General features: G+C 61.1%; 32 protein-coding genes and 2 pseudogenes. 32 read left to right on the top strand and 2 right to left on the bottom strand.

Features of this window, described 5'->3' with window-relative positions; translation table 11 throughout:
* The 12 genes and pseudogenes from tuf to rplP form a co-directional block, all read left to right on the top strand.
* Positions 1-254 (top strand): annotated as a pseudogene (gene tuf, locus J7392_RS15590) (elongation factor Tu); the annotation flags it as partial.
* Between the two features lie 424 nt (positions 255-678).
* Positions 679-999 carry a 30S ribosomal protein S10 gene (rpsJ, locus tag J7392_RS15585; protein ID WP_067267998.1) on the top strand — a complete coding sequence of 107 codons (321 nt, stop codon included), beginning with the start codon at positions 679-681 and terminating at the stop codon, positions 997-999.
* A gap of 18 nt (positions 1,000-1,017) precedes the next feature.
* Positions 1,018-1,896, top strand: a complete 879-nt coding sequence (gene rplC, locus J7392_RS15580; protein WP_209218388.1) for a 50S ribosomal protein L3 — start codon at positions 1,018-1,020, stop codon at positions 1,894-1,896.
* Positions 1,893-2,510: a 50S ribosomal protein L4 gene (gene rplD / locus J7392_RS15575; protein WP_067267960.1), complete on the top strand. Its 618-nt coding sequence runs from the start codon at positions 1,893-1,895 to the stop codon at positions 2,508-2,510. The genes rplC and rplD overlap by 4 nt, the downstream gene beginning before the upstream one ends.
* Positions 2,507-2,803, top strand: a complete 297-nt coding sequence (locus J7392_RS15570) for a 50S ribosomal protein L23 (RefSeq protein ID WP_067267962.1) — start codon at positions 2,507-2,509, stop codon at positions 2,801-2,803. The genes rplD and J7392_RS15570 overlap by 4 nt, the downstream gene beginning before the upstream one ends.
* A 398-nt stretch (positions 2,804-3,201) precedes the next feature.
* Positions 3,202-4,233 carry a fatty acid desaturase gene (locus tag J7392_RS15565; RefSeq protein ID WP_209218387.1) on the top strand — a complete coding sequence of 344 codons (1,032 nt, stop codon included), beginning with the start codon at positions 3,202-3,204 and terminating at the stop codon, positions 4,231-4,233.
* A gap of 242 nt (positions 4,234-4,475) precedes the next feature.
* Entirely contained in the window at positions 4,476-5,618 is a 1,143-nt protein-coding gene (locus J7392_RS15560) for a PRC-barrel domain-containing protein (protein ID WP_209218386.1), read from the top strand.
* A 312-nt stretch (positions 5,619-5,930) separates the two neighbouring features.
* Entirely contained in the window at positions 5,931-6,773 is an 843-nt protein-coding gene (gene rplB / locus J7392_RS15555; RefSeq protein ID WP_067267965.1) for a 50S ribosomal protein L2, read from the top strand.
* A gap of 3 nt (positions 6,774-6,776) precedes the next feature.
* Positions 6,777-7,055, top strand: coding sequence for a 30S ribosomal protein S19 (gene rpsS, locus J7392_RS15550; RefSeq protein ID WP_067267967.1), 279 nt, complete (start codon positions 6,777-6,779; stop codon positions 7,053-7,055).
* Between the two features lie 3 nt (positions 7,056-7,058).
* Positions 7,059-7,439, top strand: coding sequence for a 50S ribosomal protein L22 (rplV, locus tag J7392_RS15545; RefSeq protein WP_067267968.1), 381 nt, complete (start codon positions 7,059-7,061; stop codon positions 7,437-7,439).
* Positions 7,439-8,146, top strand: a complete 708-nt coding sequence (gene rpsC, locus J7392_RS15540) for a 30S ribosomal protein S3 (RefSeq protein WP_067267970.1) — start codon at positions 7,439-7,441, stop codon at positions 8,144-8,146. Before rplV ends, rpsC begins: the two co-directional genes overlap by 1 nt.
* Before the next feature lie 13 nt (positions 8,147-8,159).
* A complete protein-coding gene (rplP, locus tag J7392_RS15535; protein WP_007118841.1) occupies positions 8,160-8,573 on the top strand; it encodes a 50S ribosomal protein L16 in 414 nt (137 codons plus the stop codon).
* A 69-nt stretch (positions 8,574-8,642) separates the two neighbouring features.
* Here the strand turns inward: rplP and J7392_RS15530 are convergent, their stop codons facing one another.
* Positions 8,643-9,197 (bottom strand): hypothetical protein, encoded by a 555-nt coding sequence (locus tag J7392_RS15530; protein ID WP_209218385.1) that lies wholly within the window; start codon positions 9,195-9,197, stop codon positions 8,643-8,645.
* A gap of 295 nt (positions 9,198-9,492) precedes the next feature.
* Positions 9,493-10,112 (bottom strand): annotated as a pseudogene (locus tag J7392_RS15525) (TIGR02466 family protein).
* A 181-nt stretch (positions 10,113-10,293) separates the two neighbouring features.
* On the opposite strand from J7392_RS15525, the gene rpmC reads away from it, so the two are divergent.
* From rpmC to J7392_RS15425, 20 genes are all read left to right on the top strand, one after another.
* Positions 10,294-10,497 (top strand): 50S ribosomal protein L29, encoded by a 204-nt coding sequence (rpmC, locus tag J7392_RS15520; RefSeq protein WP_209218384.1) that lies wholly within the window; start codon positions 10,294-10,296, stop codon positions 10,495-10,497.
* 14 nt (positions 10,498-10,511) lie between these two features.
* Entirely contained in the window at positions 10,512-10,757 is a 246-nt protein-coding gene (rpsQ, locus tag J7392_RS15515) for a 30S ribosomal protein S17 (protein WP_067938762.1), read from the top strand.
* A gap of 63 nt (positions 10,758-10,820) precedes the next feature.
* Complete coding sequence (gene rplN / locus J7392_RS15510) at positions 10,821-11,189, top strand: 50S ribosomal protein L14 (RefSeq protein WP_005621870.1); 369 nt, start codon at positions 10,821-10,823, stop codon at positions 11,187-11,189.
* Positions 11,190-11,191: 2 nt separating this feature from the next.
* Complete coding sequence (rplX, locus tag J7392_RS15505) at positions 11,192-11,503, top strand: 50S ribosomal protein L24 (protein WP_067267981.1); 312 nt, start codon at positions 11,192-11,194, stop codon at positions 11,501-11,503.
* On the top strand, positions 11,496-12,059 hold the full coding sequence (gene rplE / locus J7392_RS15500; protein ID WP_209218383.1) for a 50S ribosomal protein L5: 564 nt from the start codon (positions 11,496-11,498) through the stop codon (positions 12,057-12,059). The genes rplX and rplE overlap by 8 nt, the downstream gene beginning before the upstream one ends.
* A gap of 18 nt (positions 12,060-12,077) precedes the next feature.
* On the top strand, positions 12,078-12,383 hold the full coding sequence (gene rpsN, locus J7392_RS15495) for a 30S ribosomal protein S14 (protein WP_007118851.1): 306 nt from the start codon (positions 12,078-12,080) through the stop codon (positions 12,381-12,383).
* Positions 12,384-12,395: 12 nt separating this feature from the next.
* Positions 12,396-12,788, top strand: coding sequence for a 30S ribosomal protein S8 (gene rpsH, locus J7392_RS15490; protein ID WP_209218382.1), 393 nt, complete (start codon positions 12,396-12,398; stop codon positions 12,786-12,788).
* 10 nt (positions 12,789-12,798) lie between these two features.
* A complete protein-coding gene (gene rplF, locus J7392_RS15485; RefSeq protein ID WP_067267988.1) occupies positions 12,799-13,332 on the top strand; it encodes a 50S ribosomal protein L6 in 534 nt (177 codons plus the stop codon).
* An 11-nt stretch (positions 13,333-13,343) separates the two neighbouring features.
* Positions 13,344-13,703, top strand: a complete 360-nt coding sequence (gene rplR / locus J7392_RS15480; RefSeq protein WP_067267990.1) for a 50S ribosomal protein L18 — start codon at positions 13,344-13,346, stop codon at positions 13,701-13,703.
* A gap of 170 nt (positions 13,704-13,873) precedes the next feature.
* The gene (gene rpsE / locus J7392_RS15475; RefSeq protein WP_067267992.1) at positions 13,874-14,455 is read left to right on the top strand and encodes a 30S ribosomal protein S5; all 582 of its coding nucleotides are present in this window, start codon (positions 13,874-13,876) and stop codon (positions 14,453-14,455) included.
* A 2-nt stretch (positions 14,456-14,457) separates the two neighbouring features.
* Entirely contained in the window at positions 14,458-14,646 is a 189-nt protein-coding gene (gene rpmD / locus J7392_RS15470) for a 50S ribosomal protein L30 (RefSeq protein WP_067267994.1), read from the top strand.
* A gap of 432 nt (positions 14,647-15,078) precedes the next feature.
* Positions 15,079-15,561, top strand: a complete 483-nt coding sequence (gene rplO / locus J7392_RS15465) for a 50S ribosomal protein L15 (protein ID WP_209218381.1) — start codon at positions 15,079-15,081, stop codon at positions 15,559-15,561.
* Positions 15,562-15,680: 119 nt separating this feature from the next.
* Entirely contained in the window at positions 15,681-17,063 is a 1,383-nt protein-coding gene (secY, locus tag J7392_RS15460) for a preprotein translocase subunit SecY (RefSeq protein ID WP_209218380.1), read from the top strand.
* Positions 17,060-17,707 (top strand): adenylate kinase, encoded by a 648-nt coding sequence (locus J7392_RS15455; protein WP_209218379.1) that lies wholly within the window; start codon positions 17,060-17,062, stop codon positions 17,705-17,707. The genes secY and J7392_RS15455 overlap by 4 nt, the downstream gene beginning before the upstream one ends.
* Positions 17,708-17,968: 261 nt before the next feature.
* On the top strand, positions 17,969-18,337 hold the full coding sequence (gene rpsM / locus J7392_RS15450; protein WP_067263150.1) for a 30S ribosomal protein S13: 369 nt from the start codon (positions 17,969-17,971) through the stop codon (positions 18,335-18,337).
* Between the two features lie 15 nt (positions 18,338-18,352).
* A complete protein-coding gene (gene rpsK / locus J7392_RS15445; protein ID WP_067263152.1) occupies positions 18,353-18,742 on the top strand; it encodes a 30S ribosomal protein S11 in 390 nt (129 codons plus the stop codon).
* 114 nt (positions 18,743-18,856) lie between these two features.
* Entirely contained in the window at positions 18,857-19,873 is a 1,017-nt protein-coding gene (locus J7392_RS15440) for a DNA-directed RNA polymerase subunit alpha (RefSeq protein WP_007118862.1), read from the top strand.
* A gap of 163 nt (positions 19,874-20,036) precedes the next feature.
* A complete protein-coding gene (gene rplQ / locus J7392_RS15435) occupies positions 20,037-20,453 on the top strand; it encodes a 50S ribosomal protein L17 (protein ID WP_067263154.1) in 417 nt (138 codons plus the stop codon).
* 113 nt (positions 20,454-20,566) lie between these two features.
* Positions 20,567-21,940, top strand: a complete 1,374-nt coding sequence (locus J7392_RS15430) for a trypsin-like peptidase domain-containing protein (RefSeq protein ID WP_209218378.1) — start codon at positions 20,567-20,569, stop codon at positions 21,938-21,940.
* A gap of 1 nt (position 21,941) precedes the next feature.
* On the top strand, positions 21,942-23,249 hold the full coding sequence (locus tag J7392_RS15425) for a replication-associated recombination protein A (protein ID WP_209218377.1): 1,308 nt from the start codon (positions 21,942-21,944) through the stop codon (positions 23,247-23,249).
* Positions 23,250-23,252 lie beyond the last annotated feature (3 nt).

The following is a 23,252-nucleotide window of genomic DNA, read 5'->3' as shown; positions in this document are numbered from 1 at the left end:
TCCTCACCAAAGAGGAAGGTGGCCGTCACACGCCGTTCTTCGCGAACTACCGTCCGCAGTTCTACTTCCGTACAACTGACGTGACCGGCACCGTTCAGCTGGCAGAAGGCACCGAGATGGTCATGCCCGGCGACAACGTGTCCTTCGGCGTTGAGCTGATCGCACCGATCGCCATGGAAAACGGCCTGCGCTTCGCGATCCGCGAAGGTGGCCGGACTGTTGGCGCGGGCGTCGTTTCCAAAATCACTGAGTGATTTTGAAACGGACCCGGTGGGCGACAGTCGCTCCGCAGGAGCGATGAGAGCCCACCCCCTGGCCTGACCGGGGACCACGGTTCAGATATTCGAAAGGCCGCAGCTTTTGCTGCGGCCTTTTGCTTTTGTGGGATGGGGCCTGTGAAGTGCGCGTGATACGGGGGGACAGGGCATTTATTGGTTGTGATTGAACGCTGACGGGGTGCGCGGTCACGCCGGGGCGGCGTGACTTTGCGCACTGGTTCTAAAAACACGGGGGTTTTTAGAACCCTCTTGCCACTTGCTTTGATTCCCCCTATAGGACGCGCATCGAACCGGGGTGCGTTAGACGCGCCCCGTTTGATTTATTACCAAGGCGCGAAGAGGGGGCCGGATGAGCCTGCTTCCTCCAATCCGTTAGAATCCCAAAACAAGGGATATGCATATGGCCGTTCAAAGCCAGAACATCCGCATTCGCCTGAAGGCGTTTGACTACCGGGTGCTCGATGCCTCCACTCAGGAAATCGTCAGCACCGCCAAGCGCACAGGCGCTTCGGTTCGCGGTCCCATTCCGCTGCCGAACAAGATCGAGAAATTCACCGTTCTTCGTGGTCCCCACGTCGACAAGAAATCCCGTGACCAGTTTGAAATCCGCACGCACAAGCGTCTGCTGGATATCATCGATCCGACCCCCCAGACCGTGGACGCGCTGATGAAGCTCGACCTCGCCGCTGGCGTGGACGTCGAGATCAAGCTGCAATCGTAAAGCCGGGAGGGTAATCATATGTTGCGCTCAGGCGTTATTGCAAAAAAAGTCGGCATGACCCGGCTGTTCATGGAAGACGGCAAACAGATCCCTGTGACCGTTCTTCAGTTGGACAAGCTTCAGGTTGTCGCACAGCGCACCGCGGACCGTGACGGCTATACCGCCGTTCAGCTCGGTGCCGGTTCGGCGAAAGCCAAACGTACAAGCCAAGCCATGCGTGGTCACTTCGCCGCGGCGAAAGTGGAACCAAAGCGCAAGCTGGCCGAATTCCGCGTCGACGCGGACGCGATGATCAACGTCGGTGAGGAAATCACCGCTGACCATTACTTCGCCGGTCAGTATGTCGACGTTGCGGGCACATCCATCGGTAAAGGTTTTGCCGGTGCGATGAAGCGTCACAACTTCGGCGGTCTGCGCGCCACGCACGGTGTGTCGATCTCTCACCGTTCGCACGGCTCCACAGGCCAGTGTCAGGATCCCGGTAAGGTTTTCAAAGGCAAGAAAATGGCCGGTCACATGGGTGCTGCCCGTGTCACCACGCAGAACCTTGAAGTCGTCAAGACCGACAGCGCGCGTGGCCTGATCATGGTCAAAGGCGCCGTTCCCGGCTCCAAAGGTGGTTGGGTCACCGTCAAGGATGCGGTCAAAAAGCCGTTCCCCGAAGACGCGATCCTGCCCGCCGCTCTGAAATCTGCCGCTGACGAAGCCGCGAAAGCCGCCGAAGAGGCCGCCGCCGCAGCCGCCGCAGAGGCAGAAGCCGAAGCCAAGCGTTTGGCCGAAGAGCAAGCCGCACAGGAAGCTGAAGCGCTGAAAGCCGCAGAAGCCGAAATCGCAGCTGAAGGTTCGGATGCCGACAATTCCGATGCCGACGCTGACAAGAAAGAAGGTGACGCATGAAACTCGATGTCATCAAACTCGACGGTGGCAAAGCCGGGTCCGTAGACCTGGACGAAGCCCTGTTCGGCCTGGAGCCGCGTGCCGACATCCTGCACCGCGTCGTGCGCTGGCAGCGTAACAACGCGCAGCAGGGGACGCACAAGGTCAAGACCCGGTCCGAGACCAGCTACTCGACCAAGAAGATCTATCGCCAGAAGGGCACCGGCGGCGCACGCCACGGTGACCGCAACGCGCCGATCTTCCGCAAGGGTGGTATCTACAAGGGTCCGACGCCCCGCAGCCACGGCCACGAGCTGACCAAGAAGTTCCGCAAGCTGGGCCTGCGCCACGCGCTGTCCGCCAAAGCAAAAGCCGGTTCGCTGGTCATCATCGACGAAGCTACTTCCGAGGGCAAAACCGCCGCTCTGGCCAAGCAGGTCTCGAACCTGGGCTGGAAACGCGCGCTGGTCATCGATGGCGCTTCGGTCAACGAGAACTTCGCACAGGCCGCGCGCAACATCGATGGGTTGGACATCCTGCCGTCGATGGGCGCAAACGTCTATGACATCCTCAAGCGTGACACTCTGGTGATCACCAAAGCGGGGATTGAAGCATTGGAGGCACGCCTGAAATGAGCGCCAAGCATCAACACTACGACGTGATCCGCAAGCCGGTCATTACCGAGAAGGCAACCATGGCGTCCGAACAGAACGCCGTCGTCTTTGAAGTCGCGATCGACAGCAACAAGCCGATGATCAAAGAGGCCGTCGAGGCGCTCTTCAACGTCAAGGTGAAGGCCGTGAACACGACCATCACCAAAGGCAAGGTCAAGCGTTTCCGGGGCCAGATGGGCCGCCGCAAAGACGTGAAAAAGGCCTATGTGACGCTCGAAGAGGGCAACACAATCGACGTCTCCACCGGGCTCTGATTTCCGGTTAGACATTTGGAAAAGGCCTCCGCATTGCGGGGGCCTTTTTCGTTTCGGGGATGCGCCGGGGCCCGGGACAAGCCGCAGGCGCCGGGCCATCGCCTGCCCGCCCGGACGGGTAGGCGATTTGGTGAGGCTGGACGTGACCTCGCAAAAGCACATCTCGGTTGAACCATAAAGTGGCACCAAGGTCCGTCAGATCGCCGACCCGCGGGCAGGCGCTGGCCCTCGGAGCATGAATGCCACCCCGGCCATGGACTAGCCACAGGCTCAACCCTCCCCCCAAAGCAGGCTGTTTCCAGCCTAAATGCCGCGACGTAACGGCAAAGGGTGACGCGGGCGTTGCTTGCGGCGTGCTTTCCTCTACAAGACCTCGGATAACGACAAAAAGCAGGTCCATGTCCCACGAAAAATCTACCTCCGGCGCGTCTGCGGACGTGTCGAACGCGCGCGACTGGGTGCGCGTGCTGGCCCGTTACCGCGAGCCGAGCACTTGGCGCAGCAGTTTTGAACTGGCGATCACGCTCGGTCCTTTCATCCTTCTTTGGGCGCTCGCTTGGTGGGCGCTCTCGATCAGCGGCTGGTTGGCGCTTGCGATCTCTCTGGTGAACGCGGGCTTCTTGCTGCGGCTCTTCGCGATCCAACACGACTGCGGCCATGCGGCATTTTTCAGCAGTCGCCGCACGAGCGATTGGGTGGGCCGCGCGCTCGGGGTGCTGACGCTGACGCCCTATGACGTGTGGCGTCGCACCCATTCGATTCACCACTCCTCGGCTGGGAACCTTGGCCGGCGCGGCATTGGCGATATCTACACGCTCACGGTTGCGGAGTATCGCGCGCTTGGGCTGTTCGGGCGACTGCATTACCGCCTGTACCGGAACCCGATCGTGCTCTTTGGTCTTGGGCCGACCTATCTGTTCTTCGTGCAGAACCGCGTGCCGCTGGGGCTGATGGCGCAGACCCGCTATTGGCTGAGCGCGATGGGCACCAATCTGACGATCCTCACAGCACTTGCAGTGATCTTCTATTTCGGGGGGATCATGCCCATTCTGCTGATCTTCGTGCCCAGCACCCTTCTGGCGGCCACGGCGGGCATGTGGCTGTTCTATGTCCAGCACCAGTTCGAGACGACCCATTGGGAAGAGAATGACGCTTGGGACCTGCATGATGCGGCCTTTCACGGCTCTTCGCATTACATCCTGCCGCGCCCCTTGCAGTGGTTGAGCGCCAATATCGGCATTCACCATGTGCACCACCTCTACAGCCGCATTCCCTTCTATCGCCTGCCGGAAGTGCTGCGCGACCATGTCGCCTTGGCCGAGGGGAACCGGATGACCATCCGCGAGAGCCTCGCCAATGCGCGGCTGCATCTGTGGGATGAGAAAAGCAAGCGCCTGTTGTCTTTCGCGCAGGCGCGCCGGGTCGCCTGAAGCCCCAGGATTTGGCTATGATTTAGGCCCCCGCTTCGGCGGGGGTCTTTGCGTTTGGAGGGCTGTCATTACCTTCGCGCGATCCTCTCGGCTGCGCGTTCAATCATGCGGCGACCCCGAAAAAGTTCCGAAAAAAAGCCATCAATTTTCTTGGAACAGAGCAGAAAGCTGCCGGTTGTCTCACCGTGGAAGACGGGGTGCTGCGCGCCTCACTTATCGTAAACGAACACGGGAGAGACCTAATGATCTATACCAAAACACTCATGGCTGGCGTATCCGCCGTTGCCCTTTTCGCGGCCGCTCCGGTTCTGGCGCAGGATGCGACAGAGAACGTGGAAGAGACCATCGAGCGCAACGCCGAAGTTGAAGCCGAGATGGAAGCCGAGGTCGAAGGTGGCACAGCCGCGACCGCGAATGTTGCTGGCGGCCAAGTGGTTGTCGAACAGGAAGACGCCGAAGTTGACGTGACCGTTCCCGAGCCCGATGTGAACGTGTCGCAGGACGCTCCCGTGGTGACTGTTGAGCAGGGCCAGCCCGAAGTGAACGTCGCCGTTCCCGAGCCGACCGTTCGCGTGCAGCAGCAAGCGCCGATCATCACCGTCGAGCAGGCACAGCCGCAGGTTACCGTGCGCATCCCCGAGCCGGTCGTGACCGTGCAGGTGCCGAAACCGCAGGTTGACGTGGACACCGGCGAGCCGATCGTTGATCTTGAGCAGCCCGAACCCGTCGTGAAGTTCGTGCGCCCCGAGCCGAAAGTAACCATCGAAGAAGCCGAGCCGCGCGTGACCGTTGAGCAGGCCGAAGCCGATGTGAACGTGGCCGAATCCGAAGAAGCCCGCGTCGACGTTGAGCAGCAAGAAGCCAACGTGAACGTGCAGCAGGGCGAAGACGCGAATGTTGTCGTCGAAGAAGCCGAAGCACCCCAGGTCAACGTTGAAGGTGCCGAAGGTGCCGAGATCGACGTTGAGCAAGAGCAAGCGCGCGTACTGATGGAAGACTTCAACGCCGACGAGCAGGGCAATATGGCCGAAGAAGACCGTGCCCGCTATCAGGAGAACGTGCAGCGTCTGCCGATCTTTAACCTGACCGCCGAAGAACTGACTGGCCGCAGCGTTGCAACCGAGACCGGTGAAGACGTTGGCGAAATCGACTTTATCGGCGTCCGTGGTGACACCGTAGTTGCAATCATCGGCGTTGGTGGTTTCCTTGGTATGGGTGAAAACGAAGTCGCCATTCCGGTTGAGAAGCTGATCATGCGTGAAGACGAAGTCATCGTCCCCGGCGTGACCGAGGAGCGTCTGGAAAGCATGCCGGAATTCAACGAAGCTGAAGTTGAAATCCTCGACCCCGGTATGCGTCTGGCCGAGAGCATTGGCCTTGACTAATACCCGCTTTGGGTAACTGCTAAACCAATAGAAGAAGGCGCTTCGGCGCCTTCTTTTCTTTTGTGCGGGGCGGGGGAGAGGATTTTCGCCATGCCCACTGGACGGGCTGTTGCGAACCTGTTAGGTCGCCACATCGGCTCAGACCCCGGATTCGTCCGGGGTTTGGCTATTTGAACGATCCCGGTGGTTGGGATGCCTGCCTCGCAAGAGATTTAAACCCATCCACCACTCCCACAGGGGACCTTCGGGGCCCTATAACCAACGCGCTTTCACCTCGGTGCGAGCGTGCCTAGCAAACGGAAGACAGAGAACATGGCACTCAAGTCGTACAAACCGACGACGCCAGGCCAGCGTGGACTGGTACTGATCGACCGTTCGGAGCTGTGGAAAGGCCGCCCGGTCAAAGCCCTTACTCAGGGTCTGACCAAATCCGGTGGCCGGAACAACACCGGACGAATCACAATGCGTCGTACAGGTGGTGGTGCAAAGCGCCTCTACCGTATCGTTGATTTCAAGCGTAACAAGCTGGACATGTCCGCTGTTGTCGCGCGGATCGAATATGACCCCAACCGCACAGCCTTCATCGCACTGATCCAGTACGAAGACGGCGAGCAGGCCTACATCCTGGCCCCGCAGCGTTTGGCCATCGGCGACAAGATCATCGCCGGCGCCAAAGTGGACATCAAGCCCGGCAACGCGATGCCTTTCTCGGGCATGCCGATCGGTACGATCGTCCACAACATCGAGATGAAGCCCGGCAAGGGCGGTCAGATCGCCCGTGCCGCCGGCACCTACGCCCAGTTCGTGGGTCGTGACGGTGGCTACGCTCAGATCCGTCTGAGCTCCGGCGAGCTGCGTCTCGTGCGTCAGGAATGCATGGCCACCGTTGGTGCCGTCAGCAACCCCGACAACTCCAACCAGAACTACGGTAAAGCGGGCCGCATGCGCCACAAGGGCATCCGTCCCTCTGTGCGTGGTGTGGTGATGAACCCGATCGACCACCCGCACGGCGGTGGTGAAGGCCGGACCTCTGGTGGTCGTCACCCGGTTACTCCTTGGGGTAAGCCGACGAAGGGTGCCAAGACCCGCAACAAGAACAAAGCGTCCAGCAAGCTTATCATCCGCTCGCGTCACGCCAAGAAGAAGGGGCGTTAATCAATGGCTCGTTCAGTATGGAAAGGTCCTTTTGTTGACTCTTATGTCCTCAAAAAGGCAGAGGCTTCCCGCGAGGGCGGCCGTAACGAAGTGATCAAGATCTGGTCGCGCCGCAGCACGATCCTGCCCCAGTTCGTGGGTCTGACGTTCGGCGTCTACAACGGTCACAAGCACATTCCTGTCAACGTCAGCGAAGAAATGATCGGTCAGAAGTTCGGTGAATACTCCCCGACTCGGACCTACTACGGTCATGCCGCCGACAAAAAAGCGAAGCGGAAATAAGCCATGAGCAAGGATAAGAATCCCCGCCGCGTGGCAGACAACGAAGCAATGGCAAAACTGCGCATGCTTCGCACCAGCCCGCAGAAACTGAACCTGGTTGCTGCCCTCATCCGTGGCAAGTCCGTGGACAAGGCGCTGACCGACCTGACCTTCTCCAAGAAGCGGGTCGCGCAGGACGTGAAGAAATGCCTTCAGTCCGCCATCGCCAATGCGGAAAACAACCACAACCTGGACGTCGATGAGCTGATCGTGGCCGAGGCCTATGTCGGCAAGAACCTGACCATGAAGCGCGGTCGCCCGCGGGCCCGTGGCCGGTTCGGCAAGATCATCAAGCCGTTTGCCGAGATCACGATCAAAGTGCGTCAAGTTGAGGAGCAAGCCTGATGGGTAACAAAGTCAATCCGATCGGTATGCGCCTTCAGGTGAACCGCACCTGGGACAGCCGCTGGTACGCCGACACCAAGGATTACGGTGATCTTCTGCTGGAAGACCTCGCAATCCGCGACTTCATCAAGAAAGAGTGCCACCAGGCCGGTGTTGCCCGTGTGATCATCGAACGTCCGCACAAGAAGTGCCGCGTCACGATCCACACAGCACGCCCCGGTGTCATCATCGGCAAGAAAGGCGCGGACATCGAGACGCTGCGCCAGAAGATTGCCAAGATGACCAACTCGGAACTGCACCTCAACATCGTTGAGGTCCGCAAGCCTGAGCTCGACGCACATCTGGTTGGTGAGAGCATTGCACAGCAGCTGGAGCGCCGGGTGTCTTTCCGCCGCGCCATGAAACGTGCCGTGCAGAACGCCATGCGCATGGGCGCACTGGGCATCCGCGTGAACCTCGCGGGTCGTCTGGGTGGTGCCGAGATCGCGCGTACCGAATGGTACCGCGAAGGTCGCGTGCCGCTGCACACATTGCGTGCCGACATCGATTACGCGCATGTCGAGGCGTCCACCGCCTACGGCATCATCGGGATCAAGACCTGGATCTTCAAAGGCGAGATCATGGAACATGACCCCGCCGCGCGTGACCGCAAGGCACAGGAACTCCAAGACGGCCCAGCACCTCGCGGTGCCGGCGGTCGTCGCTAAGGGGGAATGACAAATGCTTCAACCAAAGCGTACTAAATTCCGCAAGCAGTTTAAGGGCTCTATCAAGGGTCTGGCGAAGGGCGGGTCTGACCTGAACTTCGGCACCTACGGCCTGAAGGCACTGCAGCCGGAGCGGGTTACAGCCCGTCAAATCGAAGCGGCACGCCGCGCCATGACGCGTCACATGAAGCGTCAGGGCCGTGTCTGGATCCGCATCTTCCCGGACGTTCCGGTAACCTCCAAGCCCGTCGAAGTTCGTATGGGTAAAGGTAAAGGTTCCGTCGACTTCTGGGCCGCCAAGGTCAAGCCGGGCCGCATCATGTTCGAGATCGACGGTGTCGGCGAAGACGTGGCGCGCGAAGCCCTGCGTCTGGCAGCCATGAAGCTGCCGATCAAAACCCGGGTCGTGGTCCGCGAGGACTGGTAAGCCCGCGGCCCCGCAAGGGGTGGTGAAAGAAAAGACCCCCGTCGAGCGATCGGCGGGGGTTTTGTTTTGTCAGTCTTCGCGGTTCAGTGCGAGCCAGAGTTTCCCGCCCCGGTAGCCGCCCTTCACCAGATGGCCCGGGGTGCCGATCTCGGGGTGGGCCTCGCTCCAATCCCGGAACTGGTCCCGGCTGACGATCCGGCCGCGGTGATCGCGGGCCGCTTTCAAAATGTAGGGATCGGCGGGCGTGCCTTTCGGGACGACCATCACGCGGCATGCGGGCAGGTCGAGTTGGTTGCTCAGCGCCTTGTCGTGTTGGTACCGGCCAATGAGGCGGTATCCCGCGTTGGCGTCGAAGACCACGCAAGGGGATTGTCCGCGCGCGCGGAGTGCGTCCACTACCTCGCGCACAGCGCGAATGTCGGGTGCTCCGGTTTTCCAGAACATGACGTTGGAGCCGTCAACGATGACCCAGTCTCTGCGCCCCCGGCGGAGCGATTGCAGGAGGAGGATCGCGCTGGCGATGGCGCAGGGCAGGGCGATGAGCAGCAGGTCGCGGAATGTGGGGTACAGGAAGGCGGCGACCGTGGCTGCGGCTGAGGCGAGGAAGAGCAGGCGGAGAAACATGGCGATGCGAATGACCTTTTGAAAGCGTTCAACTGTCGGTCAAGTTTTCCATCAGGGCAAGAAGCCTGTCACTGCCACCCCGGCCCGATCCGCGCCACAGGCGCCGGGCCATCGCCTGCCCGCCCGTCACGCCATAGGCGTGCCAGAATATACGAGGCGCACCTTTGGTGCGACCGGGTAGGAGATTTGGTAGAGTTGGGCGCAACTTCGCGGGCGCACATCATGGTTGAGAGATAAAGTGGCACGAGGCACCGTTGGATCGCCCACCCGCGGGCAGGCGATGCCCCTCAGTCTTTTACGCCCAATTGTAGTTAAAACTCACCGAAACCCGATCTTCCTCGATCATGTTCATCGGCACCTCGTGCCGCAGCCAGCTCTCCCACAGCAGCACGTACCCGGCTTCGGGGGCCACATAGATGAAGGGCCGCAGTTCCTCGCGCGCGTCCTTCGTCCGGCCCGGCGCGGCCATCATCATCGGCAGGCGCGGGTCCTCGAAACGGATCGCGCTGGCGCCCTCGGGCATGGTCACATAGGTGGTGCCCGAGATCACCGAATGCGGATGGATATGAGAGGTGTGGATGCCGCCCTCGGGCAGGATGTTCAGCCACAGCGAATCCAGACCAGCTTGCGGTCACCCAGATCGAACTGCAGATCCTCGACAAAAGCCGCAACATGTGCGTCCAGCACCTTCTTCAGATCCGCGAAGATCGGGAACCGGTAGGGCAGGTCATCCAGAGAGGCATAAGAGGTGTAGCCCGCATAGCCGTTCTCCTCGCACCAGTCCTGACCGGCCTCATCATCCTCGGCAATCGAGAAGCAAGAGGCGGCCAGTTCATCGGTGTCGATGGGCTTGCCGTGGTCCGACAGGGCGGCGTGATAGAGGCGGGTGGCGAAAAGCGATTTGATGTTTGACATGGCTCCTCCTTACGCCGAACATACCCCTATCGCCAGCCTATTTGCGCCAAAAGCGCAGATGCGGGCCAACGGGGGTTGCCATGTGCGACCTCAACGCGTATTGGCACCTTTCATCATGAACTCCACCAGAATCATGGTCACCCTGACAGGGGCCTACTGGTGATGTTGAAAGGAAGAGGCCGTGAAAGCCAGCGAACTGCATGACAAGACGCCGGACCAGCTCCGCGACGAACTTGTGAACCTGAAAAAAGAATCCTTCAACTTGCGTTTCCAGCAGGCCACCGGCCAGCTGGAGAACTCCGCACGTCTGAAGACTGTTAAGCGTGACGTGGCCCGTGTCCACACCGTGCTGAACCAGAAAGCCGCTGCTGCGGCAGCCGAATAATAGGAGCCTGAAACATGCCCAAGCGTATCCTTACAGGCACCGTGACATCGGACGCCAACGCACAAACAGTTTCCGTTTCCGTAGAGCGCCGCTTTACGCATCCGGTTCTGAAAAAGACCATCCGTAAGTCCAAGAAGTACCGGGCTCACGATGAGAACAACACGTTCAAGGTGGGCGACACTGTGCGCATCATCGAATGTGCCCCCAAGTCGAAAACCAAACGTTGGGAAGTTCTGACTTCGGATAAGACCGAAGCCTGAGCCCCTTAAACGAAACCCTGGGATGAGGGCCGCATCGCCCCCCAGAAGGTCGGGAGAAACCAAATGATCCAGATGCAGACCAACCTGGATGTTGCTGACAACAGCGGCGCGCGCCGTGTTCAGTGCATCAAGGTCCTGGGTGGTTCCAAGCGTAAATACGCGTCCGTCGGCGACATCATCGTCGTGTCGGTCAAGGAAGCCATCCCGCGTGGTCGTGTGAAAAAGGGCGACGTCCGCAAGGCCGTCGTCGTTCGCACCGCCAAAGAAGTTCGTCGTGAAGATGGCACCGCCATCCGCTTCGACCGCAACGCCGCCGTTATTCTGAACAACAACAACGAGCCGGTCGGCACCCGTATCTTCGGGCCGGTCGTTCGTGAGCTGCGCGCGAAAAACTTCATGAAAATCATCTCGCTCGCTCCGGAGGTGCTGTAATCATGGCTGCTAAACTTCGCAAAGGTGACAAGGTCATCGTCCTGTCCGGCAAGGACAAAGGCAAGACGGGCACCATCTCGTCCGTTGACCCCAAGTCGAACAAGGCCATCGTTGACGGCGTGAAAATCGCCATCCGCGCCACGCGCCAGACACAGACATCTCAAGGCGGCCGCATCCCCAAGGCGATGCCGATCGACCTGAGCAACCTCGCACTGGTGGATGCCAATGGCAAAGCCACCCGCGTGGGTTTCAAAATCGAAGGCGACAAGAAAGTGCGCTTTGCCAAGACCACGGGGGACGTGATCGATGCTTGATACCGCAACCTACACACCCCGCCTTCAGGCCGAATACCGCGAGAAGATCCGCGCCGCCCTGAAAGAGGAATTCGGCTACAAGAACGACATGATGATCCCCAAGCTGGACAAGATCGTTCTGAACATCGGCTGCGGTGCCGAAGCCGTGCGCGACAGCAAAAAAGCCAAGTCGGCTCAGGAAGACCTGACCGCGATTGCAGGCCAGAAGGCTCTGACAACCGTGGCCAAGAAATCCATCGCTGGTTTCCGCGTGCGTGAGGACATGCCTTTGGGTGCGAAAGTCACCCTGCGTGGCGACCGTATGTACGAATTCCTTGACCGTCTGATCACGATTGCAATGCCCCGTATCCGCGACTTCCGCGGCATCTCGGGCAAAAGCTTCGACGGCCGTGGCAACTACGCCATGGGCTTGAAAGAGCATATCGTGTTCCCCGAAATCGACTTCGACAAAGTTGACGAGACTTGGGGTATGGACATCGTGATCGCCACCACGGCGAAAACCGACGCTGAAGCCAAGGCGCTGTTGAAAGCATTCAACATGCCCTTCAATTCATAAGCGCGGGAAGGATTAGAAATGGCTAAGAAATCCATGATTGAGCGCGAGAAGAAGCGCGAAGCACTGGTTAAAAAGTACGCTGAGAAGCGCGCGGCTCTGAAAGAGATCGTGAGCGACGAAAGCAAACCGATGGAAGAGCGTTTCCGCGCTTCCCTGAAACTGGCGAAATTGCCGCGCAACAGCTCTGCTGTGCGTCTGCATAACCGTTGCCAGCTGACGGGCCGCCCGCACGCCTACTATCGTAAACTGAAAATTTCGCGGATCGCGCTGCGGGACCTTGGCTCTTCCGGCCAGATTCCCGGCATGGTCAAGTCGAGCTGGTAAGGAGCGCATCAGATGAACGATCCTATCGCAGATATGCTGACACGCATCCGTAACTCTTCGCTGCGCGGCAAATCCACCGTCTCCACACCGGCTTCCAAGCTGCGTGCATGGGTCTTGGACGTGCTGGCCGACGAAGGCTACATCCGCGGCTATGAAAAAGTCAGGGGCGCCGATGGCCACCCCGCCATCGAGATCAGCCTCAAGTACTACGAAGGCGAACCTGTTATTCGCGAGCTGAAGCGGGTTTCCAAGCCCGGTCGCCGCGTCTACATGGCCGTCAATGACATCCCCGTCGTCCGTCAGGGCCTCGGCGTGTCGATTGTCTCCACCTCCAAAGGTGTGATGTCGGACGCATCTGCACGGTCTGCCAATGTTGGCGGCGAAGTGCTCTGCACCGTATTCTAAGGAGAAGACAATGTCTCGTATCGGTAAGAAACCAGTCGCTATGCCTTCGGGTGTCTCGGCAGAGGTGAGCGGTCAGACCATCGAAGTGAAGGGCCCCAAGGGCACCCGCAGCTTCCGTGCCACTGATGACGTGAGCCTCGCGGTCGAAGACAACGCAATCACTGTGACACCGCGCGGCAAGTCCAAGCGCGCCCGTCAGCAGTGGGGCATGTCCCGCACCATGATCGAAAACCTGGTGACCGGCGTCACCACGGGCTTCAAGAAAGAGCTTGAAATCCAGGGTGTTGGTTATCGTGCGGCCATGAACGGCAACACGCTGAAACTGAACCTCGGCCTCAGCCACGATGTCGACTACGTTGCGCCCGAGGGCGTGACCGTGACGGCACCCAAGCAGACCGAAATCGTTGTGGAAGGCATCGACGAACAGCTCGTTGGTCAGGTTGCCGCGAACATCCGCGCATGGCGCAAGCCCGAGCCCTATAAGGGCAAAGGCATCCGCTATAAGGGCGAGTTCATCTTCCGCAAAGAAGGCAAGAAGAAGTAAGGAACGGATTGATGGCAAATACCAAACGACAGCTGTTCCTGAAGCGCCGCATGCGCGTTCGGAACAAACTCCGCAAAGTCAACGCCGGGCGTCTTCGCCTGTCGGTACACCGTTCGTCCAAGAACATCTCGGCCCAGCTGATCGACGATGTGAACGGCGTGACACTGGCCTCCGCCTCCTCCATGGAGAAGGATCTGGGCGTGGTTGGCAAAAACAACATCGAAGCAGCGACCAAAGTCGGTGCCGCGATTGCCGAACGTGCCAAGAAAGCCGGCGTCGAAGAAGCATACTTCGACCGTGGCGGCTTCCTCTTCCACGGCAAGGTGAAGGCTCTGGCCGAAGCCGCGCGTGAAGGCGGTTTGAAGATCTGATTGTGCGGTGCGTGGGCAACCACGCACCCGCTCTCATACGAAGGCTATGCCCCCGTGCATAGCTCTCCTGCGAAGAGGGCCGGGAAGGCCCTCTCGATGATCCGGGGGCCATGGGCTCACCAGGATTGATCCTAAGGGCCGGTAAGGCCACAGAAAAAGGAAGATGCCAGATGGCAAGAGATGACAACCGTGGGGGCAACCGCCGCAACCAACGCGACGAGACCCCGGAATTCGCTGACCGTCTGGTCGCGATCAACCGCGTGTCCAAGACCGTTAAGGGTGGTAAGCGTTTCGGCTTCGCCGCACTCGTGGTCGTGGGCGATCAGAAAGGCCGCGTCGGCTTTGGCAAGGGTAAAGCGAAAGAAGTGCCCGAGGCCATCCGCAAGGCGACCGAGCAAGCCAAGCGTCAGATGATCCGCGTTCAACTGCGCGAAGGCCGCACCCTGCACCACGATATGCATGGTCGCCACGGCGCAGGCCGCGTCATCATGCGCACAGCACCTGAAGGTACCGGTATCATCGCCGGTGGTCCGATGCGTGCCGTGTTCGAGATGCTGGGCGTGAAAGACGTTGTGTCCAAATCGGTCGGTTCGCAGAACCCCTACAACATGATCCGCGCCACTTTGGACGGTCTGAAGAAAGAGCAATCGCCCCGTTCCGTCGCGCAGCGTCGCGGCAAGAAAGTGGCTGACATTCTGCCCAAGCGTGAAGACAACGTAGAGTCCTCCGCTCAAGTGGCTGAGGAGGCATAAGCATGGCCAAGACACTCGTAATCAAGCAGGTCGGTTCGCCGATCCGCCGCCCCGCCAAACAGCGCGCAACGCTGGTCGGCCTCGGCCTCAACAAAATGGGTCGCACCCGTGAGCTGGAAGATACTCCTTCCGTGCGCGGCATGATCAACAAGGTCTCGCATATGGTCGAGATCGTTGAAGAGAAAGGCTGAACCCCGGGTTCAGCGGTAGGGTGGGGGACCATCCTACGAAAGCGCCTCGCAGGAAACTGCGGGGCGTTTTGCGTTGTGGGGCAGGGGGCGTCGCTTCGTGGGGCCGCAGGCCCGGAATCGAGCCGAAGGCGCCGGGCCATCGGCTGCGCGTACCGGCAGGCTGGCGATTTGGTGGGGCTGGGCACCCCTCTGATAGCGTACAGTATCGCTGCGCCATGAAGTAGGTCGGATAGCCGTTAAGATCGGCTCCCCACGGGCAGGCGCTGGCCCTCGTGGCTGCGCAAAAAGCCCTAGGCGCCATGCCCCCCTTGTCACGCCCCCCGCCATCCCCTATACGCCCCCGGTGGCCCGTGTTGGGTCGCAATGGAATCGCAACGCCGCGTTTGGCCACTCCCGTCGCTGGGGGCCATTTCCGGCATAAGGAGAAGCGACATGAAACTGCACGAACTTTCCGACAACGAAGGCGCAGCCAAGAAGCGTATGCGCGTTGGCCGTGGTCCCGGCTCTGGCAAGGGTAAAATGGGTGGCCGTGGTATCAAGGGTCAGAAGTCCCGCTCGGGTGTGAGCATCAACGGCTACGAAGGCGGCCAGATGCCCATCTACCAGCGTCTGCCCAAGCGCGGCTTCAACAAGCCGAACCGCAAATCCTTCGCTGTCGTTAACCTGGGCCTGATCCAGAAATTCATTGACGCGAAGAAACTCGACGCGGGCAACACCATCGACGCCGCAGCGCTGGTCGCTTCCGGTCTGGTCCGTCGTGAGCTGGACGGTATTCGCGTTCTGGCGAAGGGTGACATCACCTCCAAGGTCGACCTGAACGTCGCTGGCGCTTCCAAGTCCGCCATCGAGGCGGTCGAGAAGGCAGGCGGCAAGGTGACCGTGACCGCCCCCAAGGCGGCCGAGGCATCCGAGTAAAGCGGCCTTAAGGCTTGTGAGCGGCGCGCCAGCCGCTTACATAACCTCAAGTTTTCCCGAACGCCGCCCGCCGGAAAACGGCCCGGGCGGCGTTTTCGCAACAAGAGAAGAGACCCCTCATGGTATCTGCCGTCGAAAACATGGCCGCGAACACGAGCTGGTCCGCATTGGGCAAGGCAACAGACCTGCGCAACCGGATTCTGTTCACGCTCGGGCTGCTTATCGTTTACCGCCTTGGCACCTTCATTCCGGTTCCCGGCATCGACGGTGGCGCACTGCGTGACTTTATGGAGAGCGCGGGCCAAGGCATCGGCGGCATGGTGTCGATGTTCACCGGCGGCGCGCTTGGCCGGATGGGTATCTTCGCTCTGGGCATCATGCCCTATATCTCGGCCTCGATCATCGTTCAGCTGCTGACCTCCATGGTGCCTGCGCTGGAACAGCTTAAGAAAGAGGGCGAGCAGGGGCGCAAGAAGATCAACCAGTATACACGCTACGGCACCGTGGCGCTGGCGACTTTGCAGTCCTACGGCCTTGCCGTGAGCCTTCAGGCCGGTGACATCGTGGCCGATGGCCAGATGGGCTTCGGCTTTATCGCGGCCTGTATGATTACCCTCGTGGGTGGCACTATGTTCCTGATGTGGCTGGGGGAGCAGATCACCGCACGCGGCATTGGCAACGGCATCTCGCTGATCATCTTCGTGGGCATCATCGCCGAGGTTCCCGCCGCCATCGCGCAGTTCTTCGCCTCGGGCCGTTCGGGTGCTATCAGCCCCGCCGTCATCGTGGGCGTGCTGGTCATGGTGATCGCGACGATCATGTTCGTGGTCTTCATGGAGCGCGCCCTGCGCAAGATCCATATTCAATACCCGCGTCGCCAAGTCGGCATGAAGATGTACGACGGCGGCACCAGCCACCTGCCGGTGAAGGTGAACCCGGCGGGCGTGATCCCGGCGATCTTCGCCTCCTCGCTGCTGCTGCTGCCGGTCACGGTTAGCACCTTCTCGGGCAATTCCACCAGCCCGGTGATGTCTTGGCTCTTGGCGAACTTCGGCCCCGGTCAACCGCTTTACCTGCTGTTCTTCGTCGGCATGATCGTCTTCTTCGCCTATTTCTATACGTTCAACGTCAGTTTCAAACCCGATGACGTGGCCGACAACCTGAAAAACCAGAACGGCTTCGTGCCCGGCATCCGTCCCGGCAAGCGCACCGCTGAATATCTGGAGTATGTGGTCAATCGCATCCTTGTCCTCGGCTCGGCCTATCTGGCGGCGGTCTGTGTTCTGCCCGAGATTCTGCGCGGCCAGTTCGCCATTCCCTTCTACTTCGGTGGCACCTCGGTTCTGATCGTGGTCTCGGTCACCATGGACACGATCCAACAGGTTCAGAGCCATCTGCTGGCGCATCAGTATGAAGGTCTGCTTGAGAAGTCTCAGCTGCGCGGCAAGGGCGCGGGCAAAGGCAAAGGTACACGCAAGAAACGGAGCCCCGTACGTCGATGAATATTATCCTACTCGGGCCTCCGGGCGCAGGCAAAGGCACCCAAGCACGTCATCTGGTCGAAACCCGCAACATGGTTCAGCTGTCCACCGGCGACATGCTGCGTGAGGCCAAGGACAGCGGGACAGAGATGGGCAAGATCGTGGCCGACGTGATGGACCGCGGCGCGCTCGTCACCGATGAGATCGTAATTGGCCTGATCCGCGAAAAGCTCACCGACAGGGCCGAGCATGGCGGCTTTATCTTCGACGGCTTCCCCCGCACGCTGGCGCAGGCCGATGCGCTGGCCGATCTGATGGCGCAAGAGGGCCAGACCCTCGATGCCGTGATCGAGATGAAGGTCGACGATGAGGCGCTGGTCGCGCGCATCACCGCCCGTTCCACCTGCGCAAGCTGTGGCGAGGTTTATAACGACCTGACCAAACCGATCCCCAAGGATGGTAAGTGCACGAACTGCGGCGGGACCGAGTTCAAGCGCCGCGCCGACGACAATGAGGAAAGCCTCAAAACCCGTCTGATGGCCTATTACAAACAGACCTCTCCGCTGATCGGCTATTACTATGCCAAAGAGATGCTCAGCGGTGTGAATGGTCTGGGTCAGATCGAAGAAGTCCGCGGCGCAATCGCGCAGGTTCTCGACAAGTGATTTCCCGGCGGCGCGGGGCAGGGGGCGCTGTCCTTTGCCTTCGCGCTGCCGATCGGCGCAGAGTTTTGCGCGGGCCTTGACGCCCTCAGAAAAACCTCATAGTCACCCCTATCTCGTAAGAGAATCAAATTGCGGCGAGGGTTCCGCCCAACCCCGCAAGATCACCTGATCAGCCTTAGCCCGATGGTCTTACCGCCTCGGGCTTGTGTTGTGAAAAAAGGGTCTGGAATCACGGACCCGCAACGAAAAGGAATAGCTAACGTGGCACGTATTGCCGGCGTAAACATCCCGACTGCAAAGCGGGTTCCCATCGCCCTCACCTATATCACCGGTATTGGCAGCTCCTCCGCCAAGGCCATCTGCGAAGCTGTCGGCATCGACGAGACCCGCCGGGTCAACGAACTGTCCGACGCCGAAGTTCTGGCCGTGCGTGAGCACATCGACGCCAACTACACCGTCGAAGGCGACCTGCGTCGTGACACGCAGATGAACATCAAGCGCCTGATGGACCTCGGCTGCTACCGTGGCCTGCGCCACCGTCGCAACCTGCCGGTTCGCGGCCAGCGCACCCATACCAACGCACGCACACGCAAAGGCCCCGCGAAGGCCATTGCTGGCAAGAAGAAATAAGGGAGGGTCCGATCAATGGCACGCGATAAGACACGCACCAAGCGTAAGGTCTCCAAGAACATCGCCGCAGGCGTGGCGCATGTGAACTCGAGCTTCAACAACACCAAGATCCTGATCTCGGACGTGCAGGGCAACGCGATCTCCTGGTCGTCTGCTGGCACCATGGGCTTCAAGGGTTCGCGCAAGTCGACACCCTACGCCGCCCAGATGGCCGCCGAAGATGCCGGCCGCAAGGCACAGGATCACGGCGTCAAGACGCTGGAAGTCGAAGTGCAGGGCCCCGGTTCGGGCCGCGAGAGCGCCCTGCGCGCCCTGGCTGCCGCCGGTTTCAACATCACCTCGATCCGTGATGTGACCCCGATGGCCCACAACGGCTGCCGCCCGCCGAAGCGCCGCCGCGTTTAAGCCGGGATTGTTTTACATGGGGTCGCGCCTTGCGTGCGGCCCCATACCGCTTTTCAGAAACCTCGAGCGTTTGTGTCATTTGGACATGAGGCACAAACAAGGATGGAGGGACGCATGATCCACAAGAATTGGGCTGAATTGATCAAGCCGCAACAGCTTGACGTCAAGCCGGGCAATGACCCCGCACGTCAGGCGACCGTCATGGCCGAACCGCTGGAGCGGGGCTTCGGTCTGACCCTCGGCAACGCGCTGCGCCGCGTGCTGATGTCCTCGCTGCAGGGCGCGGCGATCACCTCCGTGCAGATCGACAACGTGCTGCACGAGTTCTCCTCCGTCGCCGGTGTGCGCGAAGACGTGACCGACATCATTCTGAACCTCAAGGGCGTCAGCCTGCGCATGGAAGTCGAAGGCCCCAAGCGCCTGTCGATCTCCGCGAAGGGTCCGGGCGTCGTCACCGCCGGTGACATCTCCGAATCCGCCGGCATCGAGATTCTGAACCGCGAGCATGTGATCTGCCACCTCGACGATGGTGCGGACGTCTACATGGAGCTGACCGTCAACACCGGCAAGGGCTATGTCTCCGCCGACAAGAACAAGCCGGAAGACGCGCCCATCGGCCTGATCCCGATCGACGCGATCTATTCGCCGGTCAAGAAGGTCTCCTACGACGTGCAGCCGACCCGTGAAGGTCAGGTGCTGGACTATGACAAGCTGACCATGAAGGTCGAGACCGACGGTTCCATCACGCCGGATGACGCCGTGGCCTTCGCCGCGCGCATCCTGCAGGACCAGCTTGGCATCTTCGTCAACTTCGACGAGCCGGAATCGGCGTCCCGTCAGGACGACGACGACGGTCTGGAGTTCAACCCGTTGCTGCTGAAGAAAGTCGACGAGCTGGAGCTCTCGGTCCGTTCGGCAAACTGCCTGAAGAACGACAACATCGTCTATATCGGCGACCTGATCCAGAAGACCGAAGCCGAGATGCTGCGCACCCCGAACTTCGGCCGCAAGTCCTTGAACGAGATCAAGGAAGTGCTGTCGGGCATGGGGCTTCACCTTGGCATGGACGTCGAGGATTGGCCGCCAGAGAACATCGAAGACCTCGCCAAGAAGTTCGAGGATTCGTTCTAAGATACGGTGCCCGGAAACTTTCAAAGTTTCCGGCACCGATTTCTTTCAAAGAAATCGGGTGCCGTGAAGACCGGGCGCAAGCCCCAAGGAGAGCCCGTGACACGCATCGCGGGCCAGACAAAGCAAAACCGCCCGTAGAGGGCATCACGATTGGAGTAAGACAATGCGTCACGCACGTGGATACCGCCGCCTGAACCGTACACATGAACACCGCAAGGCGCTGTTCTCGAACATGGCAGGCTCGCTCATCGAGCATGAGCAGATCAAGACCACCTTGCCGAAAGCCAAGGAACTGAAGCCGATCATCGAGAAGATGATCACCCTCGCCAAGCGCGGCGACCTGCACGCCCGCCGTCAGGCCGCGTCGAAGCTGAAAGAAGACCAGTATGTCGCCAAGCTGTTCGACGTTCTGGGCCCGCGCTACAAGGACCGTCAGGGCGGCTACGTCCGCGTCCTGAAGGCTGGCTTCCGCTATGGTGACATGGCGCCGATGGCGATCATCGAATTCGTCGACCGCGACCGCGACGCCAAGGGTGCCGCCGACAAGGCGCGCCTGGCCGAGGAAGAAGCGGCGGAATAAGATCCCCGCCATGGTTATTCGGAAAGCCCCGCCCCTTGGCGGGGCTTTTCTTTTGCCGGGGGGGCGCGGAAAACGCAGTTGCACCGGCTCCACTCCCTGCGCATATCTGGGGCATGAGAACCCTTTTCCTGCTCTTGATGCTGCTCTGCGGCCCGCTGGCCGCACAGCAGGTGCCAAGCTCCGCCGCGCAGATGCAGCTGAGCTTTGTGCCGCTGGTCAAACAGGCCACCCCCGCGGTGGTCAACATCTACGCCCGCACCATCACCAAGGCCCGCCGCACGCCGCTGCAGGCCGACCCCTTCTTCGAGCGTTTCTTCCGCGATCCCTTCTCCGAGCGGCCCCGGGTGCAGAACTCGCTTGGCTCCGGCGTGATCCTCTCGGCTGACGGGATCGTTGTGTCGAACTACCACGTTGTCGGCACCGCCACCGACATCCGCGTCGTGCTGAACGACCGGCGCGAGTACAGCGCCCGGGTGCTTCTGGGCGATGCCGAGAGCGATCTGGCCATCCTCAAGCTCGAAGGGGCCGAGGGTCTGCCGTTTCTCGAACTGCGCGACAGCGACGCGGTAGAGGTGGGCGAGTTGACGCTGGCCATCGGCAACCCCTTCGGCGTGGGCCAGACCGTGTCCAGCGGGATCGTCTCGGGGCTGGCGCGCTCTGGTGCCGCGGGCGGGGGCGGGCAGGGCTATTTCATCCAGACCGACGCGCCGATCAATCCCGGAAATTCCGGCGGGGCGCTGATCGACATGGGCGGACGGCTCATCGGGGTGAATACCTCGATCCTGACGCGCTCGGGCGGCAGCAACGGCATCGGTTTTGCCATTCCCGCCGATCTGGTCGCCGCCTTCGTGGCACAGGCTCGGGCAGGGGAGACCGCTTTCCAGCGCCCCTGGGCGGGGCTTTCGGGCCAGCCGGTCGATGCCGACATGGCGGGGCCCTTGGGGCTGGACCGTCCGGGCGGGATCATCGTTTCCGGGCTGCATCCCGCCAGCCCCTTCAACGGCGCGGGGCTAAAGGTTGGCGACGTGATCGTCAGCGTTGACGACCAGCCGGTGAACACGCCCGCCGAGATGATCTACCGCATGTCGGTGGCAGGTCTGGGCCATTCCGCCCGCGTGGGCGTCATGCGCGAGGGGCGGCTGCAGGAGGTGACCGTGGCCCTGATCGCCGCGCCTGACGTGCCGGACCGGGCCGAGGTCACCCTGGGCGCGCGCAGCCTGCTGCCGGGGCTGAAAGCGGCGCGGATCAACCCTGCGGTCATTGCCGAGATGAACCTGCCCTTGGAAAGCGCGGGCGTGGTGGTGCTCGATACGGGGCGCTTCGGCCCGCGCGTGGGGCTCAGGGACGGCGACGTGATTGTCTCGGTCAACGGCGTGGCGGTGGAAGATACCGCCGCCCTCGTGGCGCTGCTTTCCGGGCAGGTGCGCCGCATCCAAATGGTGATACAACGGGGCGACCGGCGCATGGCGCTGCGGTTCAGGGGGTAGCGTGGCGGATCTGTTCGGAGAGACGGAAGAGGCGGAAGAGGGCGGCCACCGCCCACTGGCCGACCGGCTGCGGCCAAAAACCCTTGGCGAGGTGATCGGGCAGGAAAAGGTGCTCGGCCCCGATGCGCCGCTTTCGGTGATGCTGGCCGCCGGGGCGCTGTCTTCGCTGATCTTCTGGGGGCCGCCGGGCGTCGGCAAGACCACGATCGCGCGGCTGCTGGCGGATGAGACCGATCTGCATTTCGTGCAGATCAGCGCGATTTTCTCGGGCGTGCCGGAACTGCGCAAGGTTTTTGACGCGGCCAAGATGCGCCGCCGTCAGGGGCAGGGAACGCTGCTCTTCGTTGACGAGATCCACCGTTTCAACAAGGCGCAGCAGGACGGTTTCCTGCCGCATATGGAGGATGGCACGATCCTTCTGGTCGGCGCGACCACGGAGAACCCGAGCTTCGAGCTCAACGCCGCTGTGCTGAGCCGCGCGCAGGTTCTGGTGCTGGAGCGCCTGCCGCGTGACGATCTGGAGCGCTTGGCGCAGCGGGCCGAGCGCGAGTTGGGCAAGCCCCTGCCGCTTCAACCCGAGGCGCGCGAGGCGCTGCTGGAGATGGCCGATGGTGACGGGCGGGCGCTGCTCAATCTGATCGAGCAGGTGACCGCGTGGAAGGACGACGGGCCGCTCGACAAGGCGGGCCTGTCGAAACGCCTCATGCGCCGCGCGGCGCAATACGACAAGTCGGGGGATTCGCATTACAACCTCATTTCGGCGCTGCATAAATCCATGCGCGGCTCGGACCCGGACGCGGCGCTCTACTGGTTGGGGCGGATGCTGGAGGGCGGCGAGGATCCGCGCTACCTGATGCGGCGGATCACCCGCATGGCTGTGGAGGATGTCGGCCTTGCCGATCCGCAGGCACAGGCCTTCTGCCTGCAGGCATGGGAGACCTACGAGCGTCTCGGCAGCCCCGAAGGGGAGTTGGCCATCGCGCAGGCGCTGACCTACATCTGCCTCGCGCCGAAATCCAACGCTGTCTACAAAGCCTACAAGGGCGCGCGGCGTCTGGCGCGCAGCACCGGGTCGGAGCCGCCGCCGAAACATATCCTGAACGCGCCCACCAAGCTGATGAAGGAGCAGGGCTACGGCTCGGGCTATGCCTATGACCATGACGCCGAGGATGGGTTCTCAGGCCAGAACTACTTCCCCGATGCGATGGAGCGCCCCAGCCTCTACGAGCCGGTCGAGCGCGGTTTTGAGCGGGAGTTGAAAAAGCGGCAGGATTACTTCGCCGGGCTGCGCGCCAAGCGGAAAACTTGACTC

Source organism: Sulfitobacter sp. R18_1, assembly GCF_017743915.1.
In the GTDB taxonomy this organism is placed as follows: Bacteria; Pseudomonadota; Alphaproteobacteria; order Rhodobacterales; family Rhodobacteraceae; genus Sulfitobacter; species Sulfitobacter faviae.
This window is presented reverse-complemented; position numbering and strand designations above follow the sequence as displayed.